General features: G+C 71.9%; 17 protein-coding genes. 15 read left to right on the top strand and 2 right to left on the bottom strand.

Annotated features, from left to right (window positions below):
• The first annotated feature begins 135 nt into the window (after positions 1-135).
• The 7 genes from AB0M26_RS24615 (at position 136) to obgE (ending at position 10974) form a co-directional block, all read left to right on the top strand.
• Entirely contained in the window at positions 136-2061 is a 1926-nt protein-coding gene (locus AB0M26_RS24615; RefSeq protein ID WP_365263995.1) for a TIGR03960 family B12-binding radical SAM protein, read from the top strand.
• A 127-nt stretch (positions 2062-2188) separates the two neighbouring features.
• Positions 2189-3421 (top strand): hypothetical protein, encoded by a 1233-nt coding sequence (locus AB0M26_RS24620; RefSeq protein WP_365263996.1) that lies wholly within the window; start codon positions 2189-2191, stop codon positions 3419-3421.
• Between the two features lie 48 nt (positions 3422-3469).
• A complete protein-coding gene (locus AB0M26_RS24625; RefSeq protein WP_365263997.1) occupies positions 3470-4270 on the top strand; it encodes a TIGR03936 family radical SAM-associated protein in 801 nt (266 codons plus the stop codon).
• 215 nt (positions 4271-4485) lie between these two features.
• A complete protein-coding gene (locus AB0M26_RS24630; RefSeq protein ID WP_365263998.1) occupies positions 4486-8508 on the top strand; it encodes an Rne/Rng family ribonuclease in 4023 nt (1340 codons plus the stop codon).
• Between the two features lie 226 nt (positions 8509-8734).
• On the top strand, positions 8735-9055 hold the full coding sequence (rplU, locus tag AB0M26_RS24635) for a 50S ribosomal protein L21 (protein ID WP_365263999.1): 321 nt from the start codon (positions 8735-8737) through the stop codon (positions 9053-9055).
• Positions 9056-9069: 14 nt separating this feature from the next.
• Positions 9070-9327 (top strand): 50S ribosomal protein L27, encoded by a 258-nt coding sequence (gene rpmA, locus AB0M26_RS24640; RefSeq protein WP_365264000.1) that lies wholly within the window; start codon positions 9070-9072, stop codon positions 9325-9327.
• Positions 9328-9537: 210 nt separating this feature from the next.
• Positions 9538-10974: a GTPase ObgE gene (gene obgE / locus AB0M26_RS24645; protein WP_365264001.1), complete on the top strand. Its 1437-nt coding sequence runs from the start codon at positions 9538-9540 to the stop codon at positions 10972-10974.
• A 202-nt stretch (positions 10975-11176) separates the two neighbouring features.
• On the opposite strand, the gene AB0M26_RS24650 is transcribed toward obgE, so the two are convergent.
• Complete coding sequence (locus AB0M26_RS24650) at positions 11177-13258, bottom strand: hypothetical protein (protein ID WP_365264002.1); 2082 nt, start codon at positions 13256-13258, stop codon at positions 11177-11179.
• Positions 13259-13700: 442 nt separating this feature from the next.
• Here AB0M26_RS24650 and proB point away from each other — a divergent pair, with 442 nt between their 5' ends.
• The 5 genes from proB (at position 13701) to AB0M26_RS24675 (ending at position 18873) form a co-directional block, all read left to right on the top strand.
• Positions 13701-14846, top strand: coding sequence for a glutamate 5-kinase (gene proB, locus AB0M26_RS24655; RefSeq protein ID WP_365264003.1), 1146 nt, complete (start codon positions 13701-13703; stop codon positions 14844-14846).
• A 199-nt stretch (positions 14847-15045) separates the two neighbouring features.
• Positions 15046-15588, top strand: coding sequence for a hypothetical protein (locus AB0M26_RS24660; protein WP_365264004.1), 543 nt, complete (start codon positions 15046-15048; stop codon positions 15586-15588).
• A 152-nt stretch (positions 15589-15740) separates the two neighbouring features.
• Positions 15741-17048, top strand: coding sequence for a glutamate-5-semialdehyde dehydrogenase (locus AB0M26_RS24665; RefSeq protein ID WP_365264005.1), 1308 nt, complete (start codon positions 15741-15743; stop codon positions 17046-17048).
• A gap of 68 nt (positions 17049-17116) precedes the next feature.
• On the top strand, positions 17117-17731 hold the full coding sequence (locus tag AB0M26_RS24670) for a hypothetical protein (RefSeq protein WP_365264006.1): 615 nt from the start codon (positions 17117-17119) through the stop codon (positions 17729-17731).
• Positions 17732-17808: 77 nt separating this feature from the next.
• Positions 17809-18873 (top strand): hypothetical protein, encoded by a 1065-nt coding sequence (locus AB0M26_RS24675; RefSeq protein ID WP_365264007.1) that lies wholly within the window; start codon positions 17809-17811, stop codon positions 18871-18873.
• 235 nt (positions 18874-19108) lie between these two features.
• Here AB0M26_RS24675 and AB0M26_RS24680 read toward each other — a convergent pair whose 3' ends face one another.
• On the bottom strand, positions 19109-20251 hold the full coding sequence (locus tag AB0M26_RS24680) for a M48 family metallopeptidase (protein WP_365264008.1): 1143 nt from the start codon (positions 20249-20251) through the stop codon (positions 19109-19111).
• A gap of 151 nt (positions 20252-20402) precedes the next feature.
• Here AB0M26_RS24680 and AB0M26_RS24685 point away from each other — a divergent pair, with 151 nt between their 5' ends.
• Genes AB0M26_RS24685 through AB0M26_RS24695 form a run of 3 tightly spaced genes read left to right on the top strand, consistent with a single transcriptional unit; the run spans position 20403 to position 22951 of the window.
• Entirely contained in the window at positions 20403-20567 is a 165-nt protein-coding gene (locus AB0M26_RS24685) for a hypothetical protein (RefSeq protein ID WP_365264009.1), read from the top strand.
• 16 nt (positions 20568-20583) lie between these two features.
• Entirely contained in the window at positions 20584-21210 is a 627-nt protein-coding gene (gene nadD, locus AB0M26_RS24690) for a nicotinate-nucleotide adenylyltransferase (RefSeq protein WP_365264010.1), read from the top strand.
• Between the two features lie 40 nt (positions 21211-21250).
• On the top strand, positions 21251-22951 hold the full coding sequence (locus tag AB0M26_RS24695) for a LytR C-terminal domain-containing protein (protein ID WP_365264011.1): 1701 nt from the start codon (positions 21251-21253) through the stop codon (positions 22949-22951).
• Positions 22952-23042: the final 91 nt, after the last annotated feature.

The raw sequence follows: 23042 nt of genomic DNA on the forward strand, positions 1-23042 counted from the left end.
CCCGCTCGCGCCGCCGAAGCCGACGCGGCAGTGCCGCCGATCGCGGCTTCGGAGCCGATCATGCGGCCTCCGGGCGCTCCAGCCGCACACGGTACGCTGGATGGTCACCCCCGCCCGCTCACGAGAGACACAGTGATGCCTGTCGAGTCGGTCTTCCCACGCCTGGAAGCGCTTCTCCCGCACGTCCAGAAGCCCATCCAGTACGTCGGAGGAGAGCTCAACTCCACCGTCAAGGACTGGGACGCCTGCGATGTGCGCTGGGCGCTCATGTACCCCGACGCGTACGAGGTCGGGCTGCCCAACCAGGGCGTCATGATCCTCTACGAGGTGCTCAACGAGCGCGAGGACGTCCTCGCCGAGCGGACGTACAGCGTCTGGCCGGACCTCGAGGAACTCATGCGCGAGCACGGGGTCCCGCAGTTCACCGTGGACTCCCACCGCCCCGTCAGCGCCTTCGACGTCCTCGGCGTCTCCTTCGCGACCGAGCTCGGCTACACCAACCTGCTGACCGCCCTCGAGCTCTCCGGCATCCCCATGGAGGCCAGGGACCGTACCGATGACCACCCGGTCGTGATGGCCGGCGGCCACGCCGCCTTCAACCCCGAGCCGATCGCGGACTTCATCGACTGCGCCGTCATCGGCGACGGCGAGCAGGCCGTCCTCGAGATCACCGAGATCATCCGCGCCTGGAAGAGCGAGGGCCGCCCCGGCGGCCGGGACGAGCTGCTGTTCCGTCTCGCGAGGACCGGCAGCGTCTACGTGCCGAAGTTCTACGACGTGGAGTACCTGGCCGACGGCCGGATCTCCCGTGTCGTACCGAACCGTTCCGGTGTGCCGTGGCGCGTCTCCAAGCACACCGTCATGGACCTCGACGAGTGGCCCTACCCCAAGCAGCCGCTGGTCCCCCTCGCAGAGACCGTGCACGAGCGGATGTCCGTGGAGATCTTCCGCGGCTGCACCCGCGGCTGCCGCTTCTGCCAGGCGGGCATGATCACCCGCCCGGTGCGGGAGCGCAGCATCACCGGCATCGGAGAGATGGTCGACAAGGGCCTGAGGAACACCGGCTTCGAGGAGGTCGGCCTCCTCTCGCTCTCCTCCGCGGACCACAGCGAGATCGGCGACATCGCCAAGGGCCTGGCCGATCGTTACGAGGAGGACAAGATCGGCCTGTCCCTCCCGTCGACCCGGGTGGACGCCTTCAACATCGACCTGGCCAACGAGTTGACCCGCAACGGCCGCAGGTCCGGCCTCACCTTCGCCCCCGAGGGCGGTTCCGAGCGCATTCGCAAGGTCATCAACAAGATGGTCTCGGAGGAGGACCTGATCAGGACCGTTGCCACGGCGTACGGCAACGGCTGGCGCCAGGTGAAGCTGTACTTCATGTGCGGTCTGCCGACCGAAACCGACGAGGACGTCCTGCAGATCGCCGACATGGCAATCAAGGTCATCGCCAAGGGCCGCGAGGTCTCCGGCAAGAACGACATCCGCTGCACGGTGTCCATCGGCGGCTTCGTGCCCAAGCCGCACACGCCGTTCCAGTGGGCGCCGCAGCTCTCCGCCGAGGGCACCGACGCGCGTCTGGAGAAGCTCCGCGACAAGATCCGCGGCGACAAGAAGTACGGCCGCTCCATCGGCTTCCGCTACCACGACGGAAAGCCCGGCATCGTCGAGGGTCTGCTCTCCCGCGGCGACCGGCGCGTCGGCGCGGTCATCCGGGCGGTGTACGAGGACGGCGGCCGTTTCGACGGCTGGCGCGAGCACTTCTCCTACGACCGCTGGATGGAGTGCGCCGGGAAGACGCTGCCGGAGTACGGCGTGGACGTCGACTGGTACACGACCCGCGAGCGTGCCTACGAGGAGGTCCTGCCCTGGGACCACCTGGATTCGGGCCTGGACAAGGACTGGCTCTGGGAGGACTGGCAGGACGCGCTCGACGAGACCGAGGTCGAGGACTGCCGCTGGACGCCGTGCTTCGACTGCGGGGTGTGTCCGCAGCTCGACCTCGACATCCAGATCGGCCCGACCGGCAAGAAGCTCCTGCCGCTGACGGTCGTGAAATAGGTCCGAGAAGCTCCGACGGCCCGTCCGCCCACCCGGGCAGGGAGGCGACCGGGCCGTCGTGCAACCGAGCGGCGTCACCCGTGCGTGTGCGTAGGTGACGGAACACCACGGGGAGCCTGGGAGCGGCATGGACGACGGGCCGGTGTCACTGGTCGGGCACGGTGGGAGCACCGGGGCCGAGCGGCCGGCCGAGCAACTGCCCGACCGTTCCGCGCCCGCCGAAGGCTGTCTGACCGTGGCCATCCGCATGCCCGTACGGATCTTCGCCCTGGTCGTCGTGGTGCCCGTACGTCTGGTGTGGGATGCGCTCGCCGCGTGCGGCAAGGCGCTGGAGCGTACGGTGCTGCGACGCCTCGCCCGCGGGCTGGGGTGGCTGGGGCGCACGCTGATCCTCGTCCCGTTCGGCGCGGTCGGCCGGGCGCTCGCCCGGGTGTGGACCACGCTGATCGTCCTTCCGTGCGGTGCGGTCGGCCGGGCCCTGGCCTGGGCCGGCCGGACCCTGGTCGCGGCGCCGCTCGCCTGGTTCTGGCACCGGCTGATGGTCCCGGCGGGCCGCGGCCTGGGGGCCGGCCTGGCCCGGCTGGCGAGGGCCCTCTTCGTCCTGCCGTGGGTCGCCCTCCACCGGTACGTCCTCGCTCCCGTCGGCCGCGCCATCGGCACCGCCCTCGTGTGGCTGGGCCGCCACCTCGTCGCGATCCCCGCCTCCGCGCTGTACGCCCATGTGCTCACACCCCTCGGCCACGCCCTCGTGCGGCTCGGCCGCACGCTGCGCTCGGGTGCGGCAGCAGTCGTGTGCGGTGCCGGCATCGCCCTGGCCGCGCTCGGCCGCTACGCGATCGTGGTGCCCGCCGTCGCACTCCACCGGTATGTGCTGACACCGCTGGGTCATGCGCTGGTGTGGCTGGGCCGGACCCTGATCGTCGTTCCGCTCGTGGCGGTCCGGCGCTGGGTGCTGAGGCCTCTCGGGCACGGCATCGCCATCGTCGGGCGGGAGATCGGCGAGTCCCTGCGCCATGCCTGGAGGGTGGCGGCGTACATCTCACGTGCCGTGTGGCGGTTTCTCGCGACGCTCTTCCGGTGGATCTTCGTCCGGATCTTCGCCGAGCTCGCCCGCCGGGTGTACCGCGCGGTGCTGACGCCGGTCGGGCATGTCGTGCGCGACCAGCTGTGGCGCCCGGCGCGCCGTGCCGTGCGTGAGGCGCGCCGGAGTGTGCGCCAGGCGGTGGCGGCCGCGTGGCTGACGGTCCGGCAGACGCGTGCGGAGGCCGGGCGGCTGCTGTTCGGCAAGCCCCGCCGGGAACCCCTGGGCGCCGGGGCACGTACTCTAGGCAGCAGTAAGACCGCTCCGACGAAGGACTGAACGACACTGGGCAAGCGACAGCCCGAAGGCCCTCCGCCCGCACCCGCGGTGCAGCGCATCCGATTGCGCTACACCAAGCGCGGCCGCCTCCGGTTCACCAGTCACCGCGACTTCCAGCGCGCTTTCGAGCGGGCCCTGCGCCGCGCCGAGGTGCCGATGGCCTATTCGGCGGGCTTCACCCCGCACCCCAAGGTGTCCTACGCCAATGCCGCACCCACCGGCACGGGCAGCGAGGGGGAGTACCTGGAGATCGCCCTCACCGAGCCGCGAGACCCCGAGACGTTGCGCGTGCTGCTGGAAGAGTCGCTGCCCGCCGGTCTCGACGTCATCGAGGCCGTCGAGGCGCGGACGCCCGGCCTGCCCGACCGTCTGGAGGCGTCGGTCTGGGAGCTGCGGCTCGACGGGGTCGGGACCCCGGAGGCCCAGCGGGCCGTGGCGAGCTTCCTCGCCGCGGAGGCCGTCGAGGTCGAGCGGCGGACGAAAAACGGGATGCGCACCTTCGACGCCCGTGCTGCGGTCGTCGATCTCGAGGCGGTCGAAGGGGCGGCTGATAGGCCCGAGGAGGGGGCCTGTGCGATACTGCGGCTGGTCGTCCGGCATTCGACACCAGCCGTACGACCCGACGACGTCCTGTCCGGCCTCCGAGCCACGGCCGACCTGGCGCCGCCGGTCCCCGCTGCGGTGACCAGGCTGGCGCAGGGGCCGCTCGATGCGGAGTCCGGCACGGTGACCGACCCGCTCGCACCCGACCGCGAGGCAGCCATGGCCGCCCCACCCACGGCCGCCGGGCTGACCGCCGCGACGGGGGCACCGCCCTTTAGCGAGGGAGCGCCGGAAGGTTCCGCGTAGGACCCGTCGATGCGCCGCCGATGCACCAGGGAGCCACCCGGGTCCGGCCGGCGCACCGAGACAGCAGACTTTCGCCGGGGCCGGCCACACGGCTCCGGCGAGTGAGACATAGCTCCCGTGTGGCGCCCGCGCCCCGGGCCGCGGCACGCGTTCATTGCGCGGCCGTGGACGGAACCCGGTGCGGCGCCCGGGAGCGTGACGGGAGAACCGCCCGCATGCTCGAGCCGATGGAGCCCACGGAGGCGCTGAGCAGCGCCACCGGGGACAGCTCAGAGAACAACAGCCCCAGCGATCACCTGCCGCCGCGTCGCAGGCGTCGCGCCGCGTCCAGGCCGGCGGGCCCGCCGGCCGCACCGGCGGCGGATGACACGGCGTCGGCCATACCGGCCACGGATGTCACCGCCGAGGCTACGGAGGAGACGGCAGTGTCCGCCGCCGTGACCGGTTCGTCCGGTGACGCGCCTGCACAGGCGCCGCCCGTACCGGCGGCCGAGGAGAGCGCCGCGGCGGCCGGTGCGACGGATCCGCTCGCCGAGGACGAGGAAGAAGCCGCCGAGGAGGCGGAGACGGTGGTGCGGCCCGTGGCCGCCGATGCCGGTGCCGTTGCCGCCGGAAAGGCCGCCCGCTCGCGCCGTCGCGTGACGCGTAAGGCGACGTCCGCGGCCGGTCCGCCGCAGCAGCAGGAGGCCGACGCGATCACCGGGGCCGGGACCGACGCTGCCGCGACCGCCGAATCCGTGACCTCCGGTCCCGCGGCCGTGGAGCCCGCGGCCGTGGAGCCCGCGGCCGTGGAGCCCGCGCCCGTCAAGCCCGTGGCCGAGACCGCCGGCGGTGCGTCCGGTGGCGAGGAGGCCGCGGAGGCTGAGCCGACCCGTACGCGCCGTCGCGCGACCCGCAAGGCGACGGCTCCTGCAGGACCGCCGCAGGCCCATGAGGCCCCGGCGGACGCCGCCGGAACCCTGTCCGGCGCCGAGCCGACGGCCGACGCCCCGGCGACCGGCGAGAGCGCGGCTCCCGCGGAATCCGCTGGATCGCCCGAGTCGGCCCAGTCGGCCGAATCCGCTGAGTCCGCCGCGCCCGCCGAGGAGACGAAGCCCACGCGGACCCGCCGTCGTGCGACCCGCAAGACCGCCGCGCCCGCGGAGCAGGGGGCTCCCGCCGCCGATACCGGTACGGCCGATACCGGTACGGCAGAGTCGCCCGTTGCGGCCCAGGACGCGGAAGCCGCTCCTGTCGAGGAGGACGAGGCGCCTCGCGGCCGTACACGCCGCAGGTCCCGCAAGGCGGCTGCCGAGGCTGCGGCGGAACCGGGCAAGAGCGCGGAAGCGGGGGAGCCCGCTGCCGCCGAGGAACCCGCTGCCGCGGAGGAGCCGAAGCAGCGGCGCGCCCGCCGCGCGCCGACCGCGGTCTTCCAGGCGCCCGTCTTCACCGAGCCGATGTTCCAGACCCCGGAGCGTGCCGCGGCCGCCGCCGCGGAGGCGGCCTCCGAAGAACCGGACGAGGGCGAGGCGGTGGAGGAGTCGAAGCCCGCGGCCACCACCGGTTCCCGCCGGCGTCGCCGCCGTGGCGCTGCCGCCGCGGAGCAGCCCGCCGCCGAGTCCGCCGAGTCCGCGGAGTCCGCCGAGTCCGCCGAGTCCGCCGAGTCCGCCGAGTCCGCCGAGTCCGCGGAGTCCGCCGAAGAGCCCTCCGGCGAGGATGCCGAGGCGGACGGCGCCGAGGACGAGGGTGCCGAGTCCGCCGAGGAGTCCGGTGAGCGCCCGACCCGTCGCCGCCGTCGCGGTGGCCGTCGCCGCCGCCGTGGCGAGGCGGCCGAGGGCGCCGAGTCCGCGGATTCCGCCGAGGACGAGGGCGGCGAGGCCGAGGAGGAGGGGGAGACCGAGGAGTCCGATGCCCCCGCCACCTCCGGAACGAGCAGCAGCAGCCGTCGCCGCCGTCGTCGTCGCCGCCGCAGCGGGGAGACCGCCGACACGGCTGAGGCGGTCGGGGACGACCCGGAGCGTACGGTCGTCAAGATCCGTGAGCCGCGCCCGAAGGCCGAAGTGACGGACGAGGTGCAGTCCATCAAGGGCTCGACCCGGCTGGAGGCTAAGAAGCAGCGCCGCCGCGAGGGCCGCGAGCAGGGCCGCCGCCGTGTGCCGATCATCACCGAGGCCGAGTTCCTGGCCCGCCGGGAGGCCGTCGAGCGCGTCATGGTGGTGCGCCAGCAGGGCGACCGCACCCAGATCGGTGTCCTGGAGGACAACGTCCTCGTCGAGCACTTCGTCAACAAGGAACAGGCCACCAGCTACGTCGGCAACGTCTATCTCGGCAAGGTCCAGAACGTCCTGCCGTCGATGGAGGCCGCGTTCGTCGACATCGGCAAGGGGCGGAATGCCGTCCTGTACGCCGGTGAGGTCAACTTCGAGGCGCTGGGCATGGCCAACGGTCCGCGCCGGATCGAGACCGCACTGAAGTCCGGCCAGTCCGTCCTCGTACAGGTCACCAAGGACCCGATCGGTCACAAGGGCGCCCGGCTCACCAGCCAGGTGTCCCTGCCCGGCCGCTATCTGGTCTACGTGCCCGAGGGCTCGATGACCGGCATCAGCCGCAAGCTCCCCGACACCGAGCGCGCGCGCCTGAAGCAGATCCTCAAGAAGATCGTCCCCGAGGACGCGGGCGTCATCGTCCGCACCGCCGCGGAGGGCGCGAGCGAGGACGAGCTGCGGCGCGACGTGGAGCGTCTGCAGGCCCAGTGGGAGGAGATCCGGAAGAAGGCGAAGAACGGCAACGCGCCGACGCTCCTCTACGGCGAACCGGACATGACCGTGCGCGTGGTCCGCGACATCTTCAACGAGGACTTCTCCAAGGTCATCATCAGCGGCGACGAGGCCTGGGAGACCATCCACGGATATGTCTCGCACGTCGCGCCCGACCTCACCGAGCGCCTCCAGAAGTGGACGTCGGAGGTCGACGTCTTCGCCTCGTACCGCGTCGACGAGCAGCTCATGAAGGCGCTGGACCGCAAGGTCTGGCTGCCGAGCGGCGGTTCGCTGGTGATCGACCGGACCGAGGCGATGATCGTCATCGACGTCAACACCGGCAAGTTCACCGGTCAGGGCGGCAACCTCGAGGAGACGGTCACCAGGAACAACCTGGAGGCGGCCGAGGAGATCGTGCGCCAGCTCCGGCTGCGCGACCTCGGCGGCATCATCGTCATCGACTTCATCGACATGGTCCTGGAGTCCAACCGGGACCTGGTGCTGCGCCGTCTGCTGGAATGCCTGGGCCGGGACCGTACGAAGCACCAGGTCGCCGAGGTCACCTCGCTCGGCCTGGTCCAGATGACCCGTAAGCGCGTCGGTCAGGGGCTGCTGGAGTCGTTCTCCGAGACCTGCGTCCACTGCAACGGGCGCGGTGTGATCGTCCACGTCGACCAGCCGACGTCGGCCGGAGGCGGGGGCGGCGGCAAGCGCAAGCGGAAGGGCAAGGGCGGTGGGCAGCCCGAGCCGACGCCCGTCCACGCGCATGTGCACGAGCCTGAGGTCATCGAGGCCGAGGCGGAGACGGCGCCCGAGGTGGTCGCGGACGTCCGCCCGGAGGTCCCCGAGCCGAAGGCGCTTCCGGAGCCTGCCTTCGAGCCGGACGAAGAGCTGTTCAGCAGCGCCGAGGAGGCGGAGGCCGCGGCGAGCCGCGGTGGTCGTCGGCGCCGCCGGGCGACCCGCAAGGTGTCCGCGCCGGCCGGGCCTCCGAAGGCAGCCGAAGATGCCGCGGTGGTGGTCACGCCGACTTCGCCGCACCGCGAGGCAGGCGAGGACGAGGCACCGTCGCCCGAGCCCCCGGCTGAGGCGGCCGAGACTGCGGAGACGGCCGAGCCGGCGCCTCCGCGGACTCGTCGCCGGGTGACGCGCAAGGCCACGTCCCCGGCCGGCCCGCCGAAGGCCTCCGAGGACCGGGCCACGGCCGGGATGTCCGACGGTGAGCCGGACTCTGCCGCTCCGGCCGAGGCGTCCGAGGCCGCGGCCGAGGTGACGGAGACCGGCTCCGAGGCACCGGCCAAGAAGTCGGCCCGCAAGTCGGCCGCCAAGAAGGCACAGGCCAAGAAGGCACAGGCCAAGAAGGCGGCCACCAAGAAGACCGCGGCGAAGAAGACCACGGCCAAGAAGGCGGCGGCGAAGACGGCCACGTCCAAGAAGGCCGCGAAGAAGTCGGTCGCGGCGGACCGGTCCGCGCCTGCCGTCTCCGCCCCGGCCGACGAGTAAGGACAACCCCCGGGCCGCTCCCGCGCGGAGCGGCCCGGGGCCGGTTTGACCGCCTGGTCATGGCCCCGTAACCTTGACCGTCGGCGTTTGTACGCCAACCCCTGAGCAACTTCCTCCCGGGGCGCCGGGAGAGGCCGCTCGTCCTTCCGGATGTCACGGGCTCCCCGAGTCCGTGTGAGCGGCTGGCGTCATGGGTTCCCGTTAGCGAGCAGAGAGTGAGTTCCGCGTGTACGCGATCGTGCGCAGCGGTGGCCGCCAGCACAAGGTGGCCGTCGGCGACATCGTCGAGGTTGACAGGATTCCCACGAGCAACGTGGGCGACACGGTCGAGCTCTCGACCCTGCTCGTTGTCGACGGCGAGTCCGTGACCAGCGACCCGTGGGTGCTGGCCGGGATCAAGGTGCAGGCCGAGGTCGTGGATCACCACAAGGGTGCCAAGATCGACATCCTGCGTTACAAGAACAAGACCGGTTACCGTCGGCGCCAGGGCCACCGTCAGCAGTACACGGCTCTGAAGATCACCGGCATCCCCGCGGCTGCGAAGTAAGGGACTGAGAAGAGATGGCACACAAGAAGGGCGCATCGTCCACTCGGAACGGTCGCGACTCCAACGCGCAGCGGCTCGGCGTGAAGCGCTTCGGCGGCCAGGTCGTCAACGCCGGTGAGATCCTGGTCCGCCAGCGAGGCACCCACTTCCACCCGGGCAAGGGCGTGGGCCGTGGTGGCGACGACACGCTGTTCGCTCTCGCCGCCGGTGCGGTCGAGTTCGGCACCAGCCGTGGCCGCAGGGTCGTGAACATCGTCCCGGTCGCCGAGTAATCGGCCCCGGCACGACACAGAACACCTCTCCGAGGGCGGACCGCCCTTCCCCCGAGCGGGGAAGCGGGTCCGCCCTCGGCGCGTTGACCACGGTGCCGGCCGCAGGCAGCACCACGACATCCCGTACGCCCGGCCCCGTCCGGCAGGACCGGCGTACGCCACATCCCGTACGTCCCACCCGTACGTACGACGTCACTGGAGGCACACCGCATGACCACCTTCGTGGACCGCGTCGAGCTGCATGTCGCCGCGGGTAACGGGGGCCACGGCTGCGCCTCCGTGCACCGTGAGAAGTTCAAGCCGCTGGGCGGCCCGGACGGCGGCAACGGCGGCCGCGGCGGCGATGTGATCCTGGTCGTCGACCAGTCCGTCACCACGCTGCTCGACTACCACCACAGCCCGCACCGCAAGGCCACCAACGGCAAGCCCGGCGAGGGCGGAAACCGCTCCGGCAAGGACGGCACGGACCTCGTCCTGCCCGTCCCGGACGGCACCGTCGTCCTCGACAAGCAGGGCAACGTCCTCGCCGACCTGGTGGGGCAGGGCACGCGCTTCGTCGCCGCCCAGGGCGGCCGCGGCGGGCTCGGCAACGCGGCGCTGGCCTCCGCCCGCCGCAAGGCCCCCGGCTTCGCGCTGCTGGGCGAGCCCGGCCAGAGCGGTGACATCGTCCTGGAGCTGAAGACGGTCGCCGATGTGGCGCTCGTCGGCTACCCGAGCGCGGGTAAGTCCTCGCTGATCTCGGTGCTCTCGGCCGCCAAGCCGAAGATCGCCGACTACCCCTTCACCACGCTCGTCCCCAACCTCGGTGTGGTGACGGCCGGTTCGACCGTCTACACCATCGCGGACGTACCCGGCCTGATCCCGGGCGCCAGCCGGGGCAAGGGCCTGGGCCTGGAGTTCCTGCGCCATGTCGAGCGCTGCTCGGTGCTCGTCCACGTGCTGGACTGCGCGGCCCTGGAGTCCGAGCGCGACCCGGTCACCGATCTGGACGTGATCGAGGCCGAGCTCGCGGAGTACGGCGGCCTGGACGACCGGCCGCGCATCGTCGCCCTCAACAAGACCGACATCCCCGACGGCAAGGACCTCGCCGACATCATCCGCCCCGATCTCGAGGCCCGCGGCTTCCAGGTCTTCGATGTGTCCGCGGTCTCCCACGCCGGCCTGAAGGAGCTGTCCTTCGCCCTGGCCAGGATCATCGCCGAGGCGCGGGCGGCCAAACCGGTGGAGGAGGCGACGCGGATCGTCATCCGGCCGAAGGCCGTGGACGACGCGGGCTTCACGGTTACCGAGGAGAACGGCTTCTACCGAGTGCTCGGCGAGAAGCCCGAACGCTGGGTGCGCCAGACGGACTTCGCCAACGACGAGGCCGTCGGCTACCTTGCCGACCGGCTCAACCGCCTCGGTGTCGAGGAGGAGTTGATGAGGGCCGGCGCCCGTCCTGGCGACGAGATCGTCATCGGCGGCGGGGACGACGCGGTCGTCTTCGACTGGGAGCCGACCATGGCGACCGGTGCGGCGATGCTCGGCCGTCGAGGCGAGGACCACCGCATGGAGTCCTCGCGGCCGGCCGCGCAGCGCCGCCGCGACCGTCAGGCGGCGCGTGACGAGGCGCAGGAGGAGTACGAGGGCTTCGACCCCTTCGCGTAGCGGAGCCGGGCCGCCTGGCGGCTGGTGAGCGCCAGGGGCCCGGCCCCGCAGCTTCACGGGTCGGACCAAGCAGTGGCACCGGCCCCGCGCAGCATGAAGGCCCGGGAACGATACCTGTCGTTCCCGGGCCTTCGGCGTTCTTCCCCCACCCCGGCAACGCCCGTACGCGGCCGCCTCGTTGAGCGCGCTCGGCCCGGAGGCGCTATGCGGTGACGGAGTCCTCCGCACCGGTCGCCTCGACCTCCGCGTCCTCCTCGACGCCCTCGACCTCACGCTGCGCCGGCAGCTCGGTCGCGAGCCGCGCCGCCATACGCGCCCGCCGCTCGTCCGCTTTGATCGCAAGGTCCCGGGCGGCGCCGTCGAAGCGGACCAGGGACGGCGGGTCGGAGGGGCCGAGCAGGTGTTCCTTCAGCTCGGCGCGGGCGGCCAGGAGGGTGTCCTTCTCCGGGTTGCGCACGGCTTCCAGCAGTGCCGGGATGCCCTTCGCCTTCGGCTCCAGGATCGTGGCGGCCCTTACGGTCGGGAACCCGGCCTTGAAGTCCTCCTCGCGGAGGCCGCTGGTGTTCGCCACCGCGTACGGCTTCTCGCTGGTCAGGTAGTCGGAGACCACGCTGGAGACATCGCTGATCAGCAGATCCGCCTGGTTGAAGCAGGTGTAGATCGCGGGGCGGGCCTCGGTGATGATCTGGTGCTCCCACTCGGGGAAGGATGCCCAGTAGGCGGTCTCCCACGCCGCGGTGGCCTGGGCGACGGCGGCCGCGCGGCCGGTGTCGGGGGAGCCCTGGAGCTTCATCCGCTCGATCTCGTCCGCGCTGGACCGGAAGTCGGTGCTGGTCAGATGGTCCAACTCAGCGGTGCGGCGGGCCAGTTCGACCGCGGCCTCGGGGCCGGGACGCTTCCCGGAGCGGCGCTCGTTCGCCTCGGTGATCATCGTCTGGATGCGCTCGTTGGCGCGGCCCGCGCGCGGGTCGACGGAGCCGGTCATCGGGTGCGGCTTGTAGAGCAGACGCACCTTGGGGTCGGCGAGCAGCTTGCGGACGATGTTCTCGCCGGCCAGGATGACCGAGGTGTTGCCCGGGTCGTTGGTCCAGCCCTCCCAGGTGGGGGCGTAGAGGACGGTGGTGTACGGGGAGGCCGGCGGGCCCGCGTACGGCCGGATCGGCGCGAGCTGCGGCCGGCCGACCTCCACGACGTCCTTGTCCTCGACGCCGATGTCGGCGAGCTGGTAGCGCTCGCGCGCCGCGGGACCGGCGACCCACACCTCGTCGTACGCCTTCGCGTACGGGTTGCAGCTGGAGAGCTTGTCGCTCTCGCCGTGGTTGATGAAGGCGTGCTTGATCGAGGGGATGCGCAGCACTTGCGAGGTCTTGCCGGAATTCGCCGGGTGCAGCAGCAATTTGAGCGTCGAGTGCTCCAGGTTCATCAGGTGCGCGACCTTCGGGATGCAGACGATCGGCACGTCGGTCGCGTCGATCTTCTGCACCATGAAGCGCTCGCGCAGCACGATGAGCGGCCGGCCCTCCAGCGAGGAGAGCGTCGAGAGCCACATATTGGCCTGATACGCGGACGTGGTGCCGCCCGAGAAGTACATGCCGACGGTCGGCCGGTACTCGGCGAGCCATGCGTCCAGCCACTCCAGAGCTGCCCGCTCGCTCGCGGGCCGCTTGCGCGGCAGCAGCCAGGTGGCCAGGTACACGGTGCCGAAGAAGCCCAGAGCCAGGGCCAGGCCGAGCCCGATGGCCCCGTGGCGCGCGTCCTTGGTGACGGCCGTCACCAGCAGGCCCGCCGTTGCCGGGACGGAGTAGCTCAGCAGCCGGTGCCCGGGGCGGCGCGCCAGGATGCGCGGCGGGGCGGTGGTCAGGTGCAGGGCGGAGGCGTCGATGTTCCGGGTGACGATCGGCATCGTACGGCTGCGGCGGACCAGCACGGCGACCGCCTGGCAGGCGAAGTGCACCAGGTAGAAGGCCAGAAGCGCGATGGTGAGCGGCGACTGCTCGTGCAGCGGGTCGATGCCGTCGATCCGCAGCAGCCCCACGAGGATCAGCATGTCGCGCAGGAGCTGCCGTACGGTGACGTCGAACCGGATTCTGCCCAGCAGCGACAGCAGGCCCGGCTGCTTGTGCTGCAGATAGAGGTCGAGGCCGAGACCGACCGCGGAGGCGGCGACGAAGGTCGGCACGTTGGGCAGCAGGGCCCCCGCGAGTTGGGCCGTGAAGGCCGCGAACATCGTGAACAGCGCGACGAGCTGCACGATGCGGCGGGGGGCGAGTCCGGCAGATGGCACGGGCTGGGCTCCTGGTGGAGGCGATCGGATGGGGAGGACCGGCAGGCGGCCGCCTCACGCCGGTGCCGCGCGAGGGCGACGGCGGCGAGAATGACCCCTGACCGTATTGCGTACGCGTCCCGCATGACAATCTGCCGTGACCGCATCCACCGTGAATGGGACCAAAGCCACTGAACCAAATGGCCGATTGTGGTCTCCGCCACGTCGGTACCGGCGCGTTGATGTGCGCCGGACCACGTCCGTCGTGTAGTCCGCGCCCCGGTCGACCGCCGCGGCCCGGCGTCCGTCCGCGCCCGGTCGACCTCCCCCCGACGTCCGTCCGCGCCCCCGTCGCCGGGCGTCGCGGCACCCGGCGTCCGCCGATCGGGACGGGCCGTCGTCGTCGTCGCCCGCTGACGTAGATTGCGAGGCGGAGAGCAGGACCGATCAGTGGGGACGCAAGGTGTCAGGGGCAGCAGGGTCAGCAGGGGCGCGGGACGGGGTCGCGGGCGCGCGCAGGGTCGTGGTCAAGGTCGGCTCGTCGTCCCTGACCACCGCGGCGGGCGGCCTCGACGCAGACCGGGTGGACGCGCTCGTCGACGTCCTGTCGGCCGCCCGCAGCGGAGGCGAGCGGGAGATCGTCCTCGTCTCCTCCGGCGCGATCGCCGCCGGGCTCGCTCCCCTCGGTCTGCGCCGCCGGCCTCGCGACCTGGCCCGGCAGCAGGCCGCGGCGAGCGTCGGCCAGGGCCTGCTGGTGGCCCGCTACACCGCCTCCTTCGCCCGCTACGGCGTACGCGTCGGACAGGTCCTGCTGACCACAGACGACACCAGCCGCCGGGCCCACTACCGCAACGCCTACCGCACGCTGGACAAGCTCCTCGCGATGGGTGCCGTGCCCGTCGTCAACGAGAACGACACCGTCGCCACCGACGAGATCCGGTTCGGCGACAACGACCGCCTGGCCGCGCTCGTGGCCCACCTCGTCCGGGCCGACCTGCTCGTACTTCTGTCCGACATCGACGGCCTCTACGACTGCGACCCGACGAGCCCGGGCACCACCCGCATCCCCGAGGTCGCCGGCCCCCAGGACCTCGAAGGGGTCTCGATCGGCAGCGCGGGCAGGGCCGGCGTGGGCACCGGCGGCATGGTCACCAAGGTCGAGGCCGCCCGTATCGCCGCTGCGGCCGGGATCCCCGTGGTCCTGACCTCCGCCACGCACGCGGCCGACGCGCTCGCGGGACGTACGACCGGCACGTACTTCCACCCCACCGGGCGGCGCTCCGCAGACCGGCTGCTGTGGCTCGCCCACGCCTCGACGCCGCGCGGCTCGCTGACCCTGGACGACGGCGCCGTCCGCGCCGTCACCGAGCGGCGCACCTCACTGCTTCCGGCCGGAATCGCCGCCGTGGAGGGGGACTTCACCGCCGGCGACCCCGTCGAGCTGCGCGACGCCGGAGGACGCGCGGTCGCCCGCGGACTCGTCAATTTCGACGCAAAAGAGATCCCCCTCCTCCTCGGCAGGTCGACCCGCGATCTCGCCCGTGAGCTGGGCCCGGCGTACGAACGCGAGGTCGTGCACCGTGACGATCTGGTCGTCCTGGGACACTGACGAACACCATCGACGGAGGTTCGGTGAAAAGTCCGGCCATTCCACGGTGACCTTCCGGAAAACGGCCCGAAGCCCCGCACAGGGCTGGTCAACTTTGATGCACGGACAGTGCATCGCGCCGCGTTCGCCCGCGGACGACGGCATCAGACTGGCTTCGCCCGCTGACGAGCGGAGCGCCGAGCAAGGCAGGAGGCGGCCCGTGAGACGAGGGCGCCCAGAAGCGTTGCCCCGAGCCGGGGGCGTTCCCGCGGCCGCGAGCCGGGGCGCCCGTACCCATGCCCGCAGGGCTGCGGGGGAGGGGCGGGCACTCACCAGCGTCGGCGCGGAGGAGCGCGCCGAGCGGCCGGGTGGGGCGGGCAGAGCGGCACCGGAGCGGGAGCCGGAGGCACAGGGGCGCGAGGCCTCCCGGCTGTGGCACGTGACCCTCAGCGTCTCGGGGGAGGAAGCACCCCTGAGGGAGGTCAGGCGGTCCCTGGAGCAGCTCGCCCACGACCACCCCTTTCTGCTGACCAGCCGCTACGCGGGCGACCATGCCGAGATCCGCTACTGGGAGGAGGCGCGCGACCTGCACGACGCGGCGGCCGTCGCGCTCCGTCTCTGGGGCGAGCACCGTTCCACGGCGGGTCTTCCGCCCTGGGAGATCGTCGGTCTCGAGGTCATCGACCGAGACACGTACCACCAGCGCCTGGCGGAGGGCTACGGACCGCCTCCGGCCGCGCAGGTGGGCGTCCATCCGTACTGACGTCCCTCACTTCACCGGCCGTCCGCTCACCGGCCACCGCGGCGGACGCCCCCCGTTCAGCAGGCCGTGCCCCTACCGCAGCGGGCCGTATCCCGTCTCGCAGTGCGGGACATCCGGCGGCTTCCGCCGTCCGGCTCAGTACGCTGCTAGGCATGAGCAGCAGCGACTTCCCTTCGCCCCTGGCCGACCCCACGCCGAAGTCTCCCGTCATCCACGCCGCCTACCGGGCCCGTGCCGCGGCGCAGACGCTGGCGACCCTTCCGCGGGCGGTCAAGGACGACGCACTGCTGGCGATGGCCGACGCCCTCGAGGTGCGGACGAAGGAGATCGTCGAGGCCAACGCCGAGGACGTCGAGCGTGCACGTGCCGCCGGCACCAGCGAGTCGATCGTCGACCGGCTGACCCTGACCCCGGAGCGCGTGCGGGCCATCGCCTCGGACGTGCGGGACGTGGTGGCCCTTCCCGACCCGGTCGGCGAGGTCGTCCGCGGCTCCACCCTCCCCAACGGCATCGACCTGCGTCAGGTCCGCGTCCCGCTGGGCGTCGTGGGGATCATCTACGAGGCCCGGCCCAACGTCACCGTCGACGCCGCCGCGCTGTGCCTGAAGTCGGGCAACGCGGTACTGCTCCGCGGTTCCTCCTCGGCCTACGCCTCCAACAAGGCCCTGGTCACCGTCCTGCGCGACGCGGTGGGCGGCGCAGGGCTGCCCGCGGACGCCGTCCAGCTCGTGCCCGGCGAGAGCCGCGACTCCGTACGCGAGCTGATGCGTGCCCGCGGCATGGTCGACGTACTGATCCCGCGCGGCGGGGCGGCCCTCATCCAGACCGTGGTCGAGGAGTCCACCGTCCCGGTCATCGAGACCGGCACCGGCAACTGCCACGTCTACGTCGACGCGCAGGCCGACCTGTCCGTGGCCGTGGACATCCTCATCAACTCCAAGGCGCAGCGCCCCAGCGTCTGCAATGCCGCCGAGACCCTCCTCGTCCACCAGGACATCGCCGCGGAGTTCCTGCCGCGGGCGCTGGACGCTCTGGCCCGCGCGGGGGTGACCGTGCACGGTGACGAGCGCGTGCTGGAGGCCGCTGAGAAGTCCGGAGCGCAGGCCACTGTGGTCCCGGCGGTCATGGAGGACTGGGAGACCGAGTACCTCTCGTACGACATCGCAGCGGCCGTCGTGGACGACCTGGACGCGGCCGTCGCGCACATCCGGCTCTGGAGCTCGGGCCACACCGAGGCGATCGTCACCACCTCCCAGTCCGCGGCCCGCCGATTCACCCAATTGGTCGATTCCACGACGGTCGCCGTGAACGCCTCCACGCGTTTCACCGACGGCGGTCAGTTCGGCTTCGGCGCCGAGATCGGCATCTCGACGCAGAAGCTGCACGCCCGGGGCCCGATGGGCCTGCCGGAGCTGACCTCGACCAAATACGTGGTGACGGGGGACGGTCACACCCGGTGACCTGGGCGTTCCCCCCGGATTTCGGTCTCGGCCTGCCCAAACGGTCCTCGCGGCCGTACTCTGGACGGGTGCCGGACGACGTGGGGGGCAGGCCGTTCCCGGACGGCGACGAGCCCGACAGCCACAGCCACGGGGCAGCGGACGAAGAGTTCGCGTCCGTGGTGTTCGACGAGGACTTCGTCCGGTCGGCACGCATCCATGAGCCCACCGCCGTCGAGCGCATGCTGGCTGCTGCCCAGGCCCGCGCGGAGGCGGAGGCCACGCGGACCCGCCCGGGCACGGGCGCCGCGGACGAGGAGTTCTACGACGACGGGTACGACCCCGACGACCCCGACGCGGAGTTCGACCGGCTCGACGCCGACGCCTTCGACCAGGACCCCGAAGGCTACGGCCCGTACGGCCGCTACGGCGGCTCCCTCGGCCCGTACCGCAGCCATGCCCGCTGGCACCGCCCCGTGGCCTGGGTGCTGGCCGTCCTGATGGGCATAGGCATGGTCGCGCTCGCCTTCGCCGCCGTTTACCGTGGAACCGCGGGCAGCAGGCAGGAGCCGGCGCCCCCTCCCGCCACCAGCGGGGTGGACGGTCCGCAGACGGGGCAGCTCACCGGGCAGCCCGGCGCACTCCCCGAGACGGAAGCGGAATCCGCCGCACCGACCGCGTCGGCCGTCCCGCGTGCCCAGTGACGGACGGCTGAGCCTCCGTCAGAAGTTGCCGTACGGACTGGCGTTTACCGGCATGCCTTCCGACCTACTCTGAAGGTATGGCCGGGCCTGGAGAGCCACCTGAGGGGACACCCGAGGGCGTTCCGGGAGGTGGAGAGGACGAATACGGATCCGTCGTCTTCGACGAGTCGTTCGTCCGCGCTGCCCGGCTGCAGGAGTTCTCCGCCCAGGAGCGACTCGACGACCACGCCCCCGCCGTGCGCAATCGGCGGCCGTGGACGCGGGCGCGCGGGTCCCGGCAGGCGCTCGTCCTGGTCATCCTCATCGCACTCGCCTTCGCCACGGCGATCTACATGGGCGTGCGCCACCCGTACCAGCAGCAGGCCCTGCGCTCGGCAGAGCCCCTGCGCACCAGCGTGATACCGCTCGCGCCGCGCGGCACCGTGCCCGGCGGAGCGCCCCCGGACCTGTTCCGCCGCAGCCCGGCCGCCACATACCGGTCCGGAGCCGAGGGAGTCACTCTTCCGGCCGCCCGGGCGAGCAGGAGCTTCTCCGAGAGCCAGGTCCTGGCCGCCCTCGACGCGGCCAAGGAGTACGTCGTGCGGTCCGCGCTCGATCCGGACGTGCTGACCGGCGGAGCGGTGCGCTCCGTGCGGGTGCTCATCGACCCGGACCAGCTCGCCCAGTTCGACCGCAGTGTGGAGCGCCCGGCGGCGGACGGGCGCCACGCCGCCACCGGCTGGCTGATCCGCCTCGACCCCGCCAAGGTGGCGCTGGCCGACCCGGGGATACGCGTCCACGGCACCCTGAGCGTCACGGAGACGAGCCCGGGCGAGCTCGAGGTCACCGGGGACCACACCATCGTCTACGCGGTGCGTTCCGCGAAGGCCGACGGCAAGCGCGCCGCCGGGGATGCCTCGTTGTTCACCGTGCGCCGCGAGGTCCGGCTGCGGTTCGACCGCGACGACCTGAGGGACCACCGGGTCGAGGTCGTCCAGGCGTACCTCCAGGCGGGCCCGCTGGCCTGCTCCTCCGACACCGCGGGGCGGTTGAGCCCGCTGCTGGCAGGGGAGAGCGCCAGGGCGGACAGCCCGGCGGTCACGGACCCGTACGCGCCGGGACGCCCGACGGCGGCGGTGTGCGGGGTCCTGACGCCGAAGTGACCGACTCCGTAGGCCTGCGGTCGCCGGCACTCTCCGTCATGTCGGGAGCATGCGGCCGGAGTTCACGCCGAGAGCCGTCGTCTCGGAGCCCGCACCGGAACGCGACGTTCCCCCCGGCCGCCGGGGTGCGGTGGACCGGGGGGAACGGGATCTCTCAACACGCCCGCATCCAGGGGCTGTTCGCGCGCCTCCGGAACGCGGTGCCGCAGCCGCTGGGACTTGTCAGTCGGGGCGGCTAGGACTTGTCCGTGGAGCCGGAGGAGCCGGAGCCGCCCGTGTCACCGCCGGGCGGCGTGCCGTTGCCGCCCGTCGGGCTGTCGCCGGACCCACCGGACCCACCGGACCCGCCCGGCGGCCGGCCGCCGGTGAAGGCGTCCCGCAGCTTTCCGCCCAGGTCCCCAGCACCGCCCGCGATGTCCCGTACGAGCGCCATCAGCGGGTCCTTGCTGTTGCGCATATGGTCCGCGTAGTGGTTCGCGTGGTCCTTGAAGGAGTCGGAGACCGATGCGTCCCGGTCGGTGTCCCGGCGCGGGTAGTGGCCGTCCATGATCCGCTGGTGGTCGCGGCCCGCCGCCCACTTCCGCAGCTCCGCGGCGCGCACGGTGGTGAACGGGTGGCTGCGCGGCAGCACGTTCATGATCTTCAGTACGGAGTCGCGCAGATCGCCGCCCGCCTCGTACTCCTCGGCCTGCTTGAGGAACGCGTCCACGTTCATCTCGTGCAGATGGTGGCCACCCGCGAGCTTCATCAGGCCTCGCATCGAGGCCTGCAGGTCCTGGCCGACCAGGAGACCGGCGCGGTCGGCCGACAGTTCCGACTTCCGGAACCACTCGCGCAGGGCCGTCACGATCGCCATGACCGCTATGTTGCCGAGCGGGATCCAGGCGACCTTCAGGGCGAAGTTGGTCAGGAACAGCAGGATCGTCCGGTAGACGGAGTGTCCGGACAGGGCGTGGCCCACCTCGTGGCCGACGACCGCCCGCATCTCCTCCTCGTCCAGCAGTTCCACGAGCCCGGTGGTGACCACGATGATCGGCTCGTCCAGGCCGATGCACATGGCGTTCGGCTTCGGGTCCTGCGTCACGTACATCGGCGGGACCTTCTCCAGGTCCAGGATGTAGCAGGCGTCCCGCAGCATGGTGTTGAGGTGGGCGAACTGCTGGTCCCCGACCCGCACCGAGTCGGACAGGTACAGCAGGCGCAGGCTGCGCTCCGGCAGCAGTCCGCTGAGCGCCTTGAAGACGGTGTCGAATCCGCTCAGCTTGCGCAGCGCGACCAGTGCGGACCGATCCGCCGGGTGCTCGTAGGCCCGGGAGGAGATCCCCGGGAAGCGCCTGCGGTTGCGGCTCGGTGCGCGCTCCTGGCTGTGTTCGGTCATGCGTGGCCCCCTTGTCGGCCTTCGTCGTGGCCCGTCCCCCAGTAGACCCCACCCTAGGCCCAAAGCTGTGGATCGCCCGCTTACGATGAGGGCGCTACGCACGCGCTCGCGCGTTCCGTGTCCGACGACGAACTGGATAGGCCTGCCGACGATGAGTCTTCTTCAGCCCGCCCACGCCCTGGTCACGCTCGCCTCCGAGGGCGGCGAGCACGGCGGGAACCACGAGAGCCTCAGCCCGTACTTCACGGGTGGCGGCGCGCTGTTCGCCCTGCTCCTCCTGCTGTGGATCACCACCCGCTTCAATCGGGACCGCTGAGTCGTAGGCTCTGCGCATGGGCGACCAGGGAGGGGCTGCTGTGAGCGGTCCGGCGAAGCGGCGGCTGGGTGTGATGGGCGGGACGTTCGACCCCATCCACAACGGCCACCTGGTCACCGCCAGCGAGGTGGCCGTGCGGTTCCACCTCGACGAAGTGGTCTTCGTGCCCACGGGCCAGCCCTGGCAGAAGAGCCATCAGGAGGTGTCCCCCGCCGAGGACCGCTACCTGATGACCGTGATCGCCACGGCTTCCAACCCCCAGTTCTCGGTCAGCCGCATCGAGATCGACCGGGCCGGCAAGACGTACACCATCGACACCCTGCGCGAGCTGCGCGACCTGAACCCCGACACCGATCTCTTCTTCATCACCGGTGCCGATGCCCTCGGCCAGATCCTGACCTGGCGGGACGCCGACGAGCTGTTCTCGCTGGCGCACTTCATCGGTGCGACCCGGCCCGGACACGCACTCAACGACCCCGGCCTGCCGGACGGCGGGGTGTCCCTGGTGGAGGTGCCGGCCCTGGCCATCTCCTCCACGGACTGCCGGGCGAGGGTGGCGGGCGGCGACCCCATCTGGTATCTGGTGCCGGACGGGGTGGTGCGCTACATCAACAAGCGCGGGCTGTACCGGGACGCCGGTTAGCCGAGCACGGCGAACAGCCCGAGCACGGGAAGGGGCACTGGTGAACGACGCACACTCCGGGCGGCACTACGCCGAGGGTGGGCCCGAGCACGGCCAGGACCCGTATCAGCAGCAGTACTACGACCCCTACGCCACGCAGCGGCCACAGCAGCAGACGGATCAGGGCTACGCCTACGATCCGTACACGCAGCAGTACTACGACCCGTATGCAGAGCAGCCGCAGCAGGGATACAGCTATCCCTACGTCGAGCCGCAGGGGATGCCCCAGCAGTCGGCCCAGCAGGTCGACGAGCAGCAGTGGATCCCGCAGCAGCAGCCGTACGACGCCTACGGCCGCCCGCAGCCCCCGCCGCCGCGCCAGGCCCCGGCCCCGCCCACTCCCCGTGCGCCCGAGCCCCCGCACACCGGGCAGCAGCCGCGCGTCCGGGCCCAGGCGCGGCCGGGCGAACGCGGTCCGGGCGGCCGCGGTCCGGGCGACCCCGGCGGCTACCGCACGGAGCAGTTCTCGTTCATCGAGGAGAACGACGAGGACTCCGAAGACGTCATCGACTGGCTGAAGTTCGCCGAAACCCGCTCCGAGCGGCGAGACGAACGCAAGCGCAGGGGCCGCAACCGCATCGTCGCGCTGGTCGTGGTCACCCTCATCGCCCTGGCCGGCGGCGTCGGCTACCTCTGGTATGCGGGCAAGTTGCCCGCCCTGCCCGGGTCCGACCCCGGGGCCCGGGCCGCGAGCGGACCGCAGAAGCGCGATGTGATCGTCGTCCACCTGCGGACCACCAGGGGCGGCGGCAGTTCGACCGCGCTGCTGGTGGACAACGAGACCACCAAGAAGGGCACCACGGTCCTGCTGCCGAACTCGATGGCGCTGGCCACCGACGACGGCGGCAGCACCACCCTCGGCAAGTCCGTGGTCGACGAGGGCACCACACCCACCCGGGACGCCCTCGACTCCCTCCTCGGCTCGGACATCAAGGGGAGCTGGCGTCTCGACACCCCGTACCTGGAGATCCTCGTCGAGTCGATCGGCGGCATCGAGGTCGACACCGACGTGACCGTGCCGGCCGCCAAGAAGGGCGAGGCTCCGTTGGTGAGGCGGGGAGAGGGCCAGACCCTCTCGGGGCAGGCCGCCGTCGCCTACGCCACGCACCGGGGGCGCGGCGAGCAGCAGACGCAGCAACTCAAACGCTTCGGCCAGGTAATGCAGGCCGTCCTCCGCAAGTTCCCGAGCAGTGAGGACGCCGCGACCTCCACCGTCCAGTCGCTCAACCAGATCCCGGACCCCTCGCTTACCGAGAGCCAGCTCGGCGCCTCCCTGGCCCAGCTCGCCGAGCAGGCGAAGGGCGGGTCGTACGCGACGGAACTGCTGCCGGTCCAGGCCGACGGCACGCTCAGCGAGAAGGTCTCACAGGGCGTGGTCAAGGACGTTCTCGGCGGGACGGTCAAGAACACCGACCCGGGCGCGGCCCCGCGGGTCAGCGTGCGCAACGCCAGCGGCGACGCACAGGCCGCGAGCAGCGCCCAGGTCGCCCTGGTCAACGGCGGCTACACCTTCGTGGACGGCGGCCGCGCGGGCGCTGCCCAGGTGGCCTCGCAGGTGACCTACGCGGACGCGGCCCAGGCGGAGAAGGCCAAGGAGGTCGCCAAGACCCTGGGCCTGCCGGGCAGCGCGGTCAAAAAGGGCAAGGGCGCGCCCAACGCGGATGTGACCGTCGTCCTCGGCCGCGACTACGACGCGGGCTAGGGGGCGTATCCAGTTGTGATCAATCTGTGGGCTCCGCTCCCGCAGCGGGGCGGGTTCCTGTAGATCGTCATGCATGACGCAGGTGCAACTT

It is taken from the genome of Streptomyces sp. NPDC051776, assembly GCF_040681345.1.
Lineage (GTDB): Bacteria > Actinomycetota > Actinomycetes > Streptomycetales > Streptomycetaceae > Streptomyces.

What these genes read in the sequence shown, in the direction of transcription:
- AB0M26_RS24615 (WP_365263995.1), top strand. Translation starts at nt 136, where the DNA reads ATGCCTGTCGAGTCGGTCTTCCCACGCCTGGAAGCGCTTCTCCCGCAC.
- AB0M26_RS24620 (WP_365263996.1), top strand. Translation starts at nt 2,189, where the DNA reads ATGGACGACGGGCCGGTGTCACTGGTCGGGCACGGTGGGAGCACCGGG.
- AB0M26_RS24630 (WP_365263998.1), top strand. Translation starts at nt 4,486, where the DNA reads ATGCTCGAGCCGATGGAGCCCACGGAGGCGCTGAGCAGCGCCACCGGG.
- rpmA (WP_365264000.1), top strand. Translation starts at nt 9,070, where the DNA reads ATGGCACACAAGAAGGGCGCATCGTCCACTCGGAACGGTCGCGACTCC.
- obgE (WP_365264001.1), top strand. Translation starts at nt 9,538, where the DNA reads ATGACCACCTTCGTGGACCGCGTCGAGCTGCATGTCGCCGCGGGTAAC.
- AB0M26_RS24665 (WP_365264005.1), top strand. Translation starts at nt 15,741, where the DNA reads ATGAGCAGCAGCGACTTCCCTTCGCCCCTGGCCGACCCCACGCCGAAG.
- AB0M26_RS24675 (WP_365264007.1), top strand. Translation starts at nt 17,809, where the DNA reads ATGGCCGGGCCTGGAGAGCCACCTGAGGGGACACCCGAGGGCGTTCCG.
- AB0M26_RS24680 (WP_365264008.1), bottom strand. Translation starts at nt 20,251, where the DNA reads ATGACCGAACACAGCCAGGAGCGCGCACCGAGCCGCAACCGCAGGCGC.
- AB0M26_RS24685 (WP_365264009.1), top strand. Translation starts at nt 20,403, where the DNA reads ATGAGTCTTCTTCAGCCCGCCCACGCCCTGGTCACGCTCGCCTCCGAG.
- nadD (WP_365264010.1), top strand. Translation starts at nt 20,584, where the DNA reads ATGGGCGACCAGGGAGGGGCTGCTGTGAGCGGTCCGGCGAAGCGGCGG.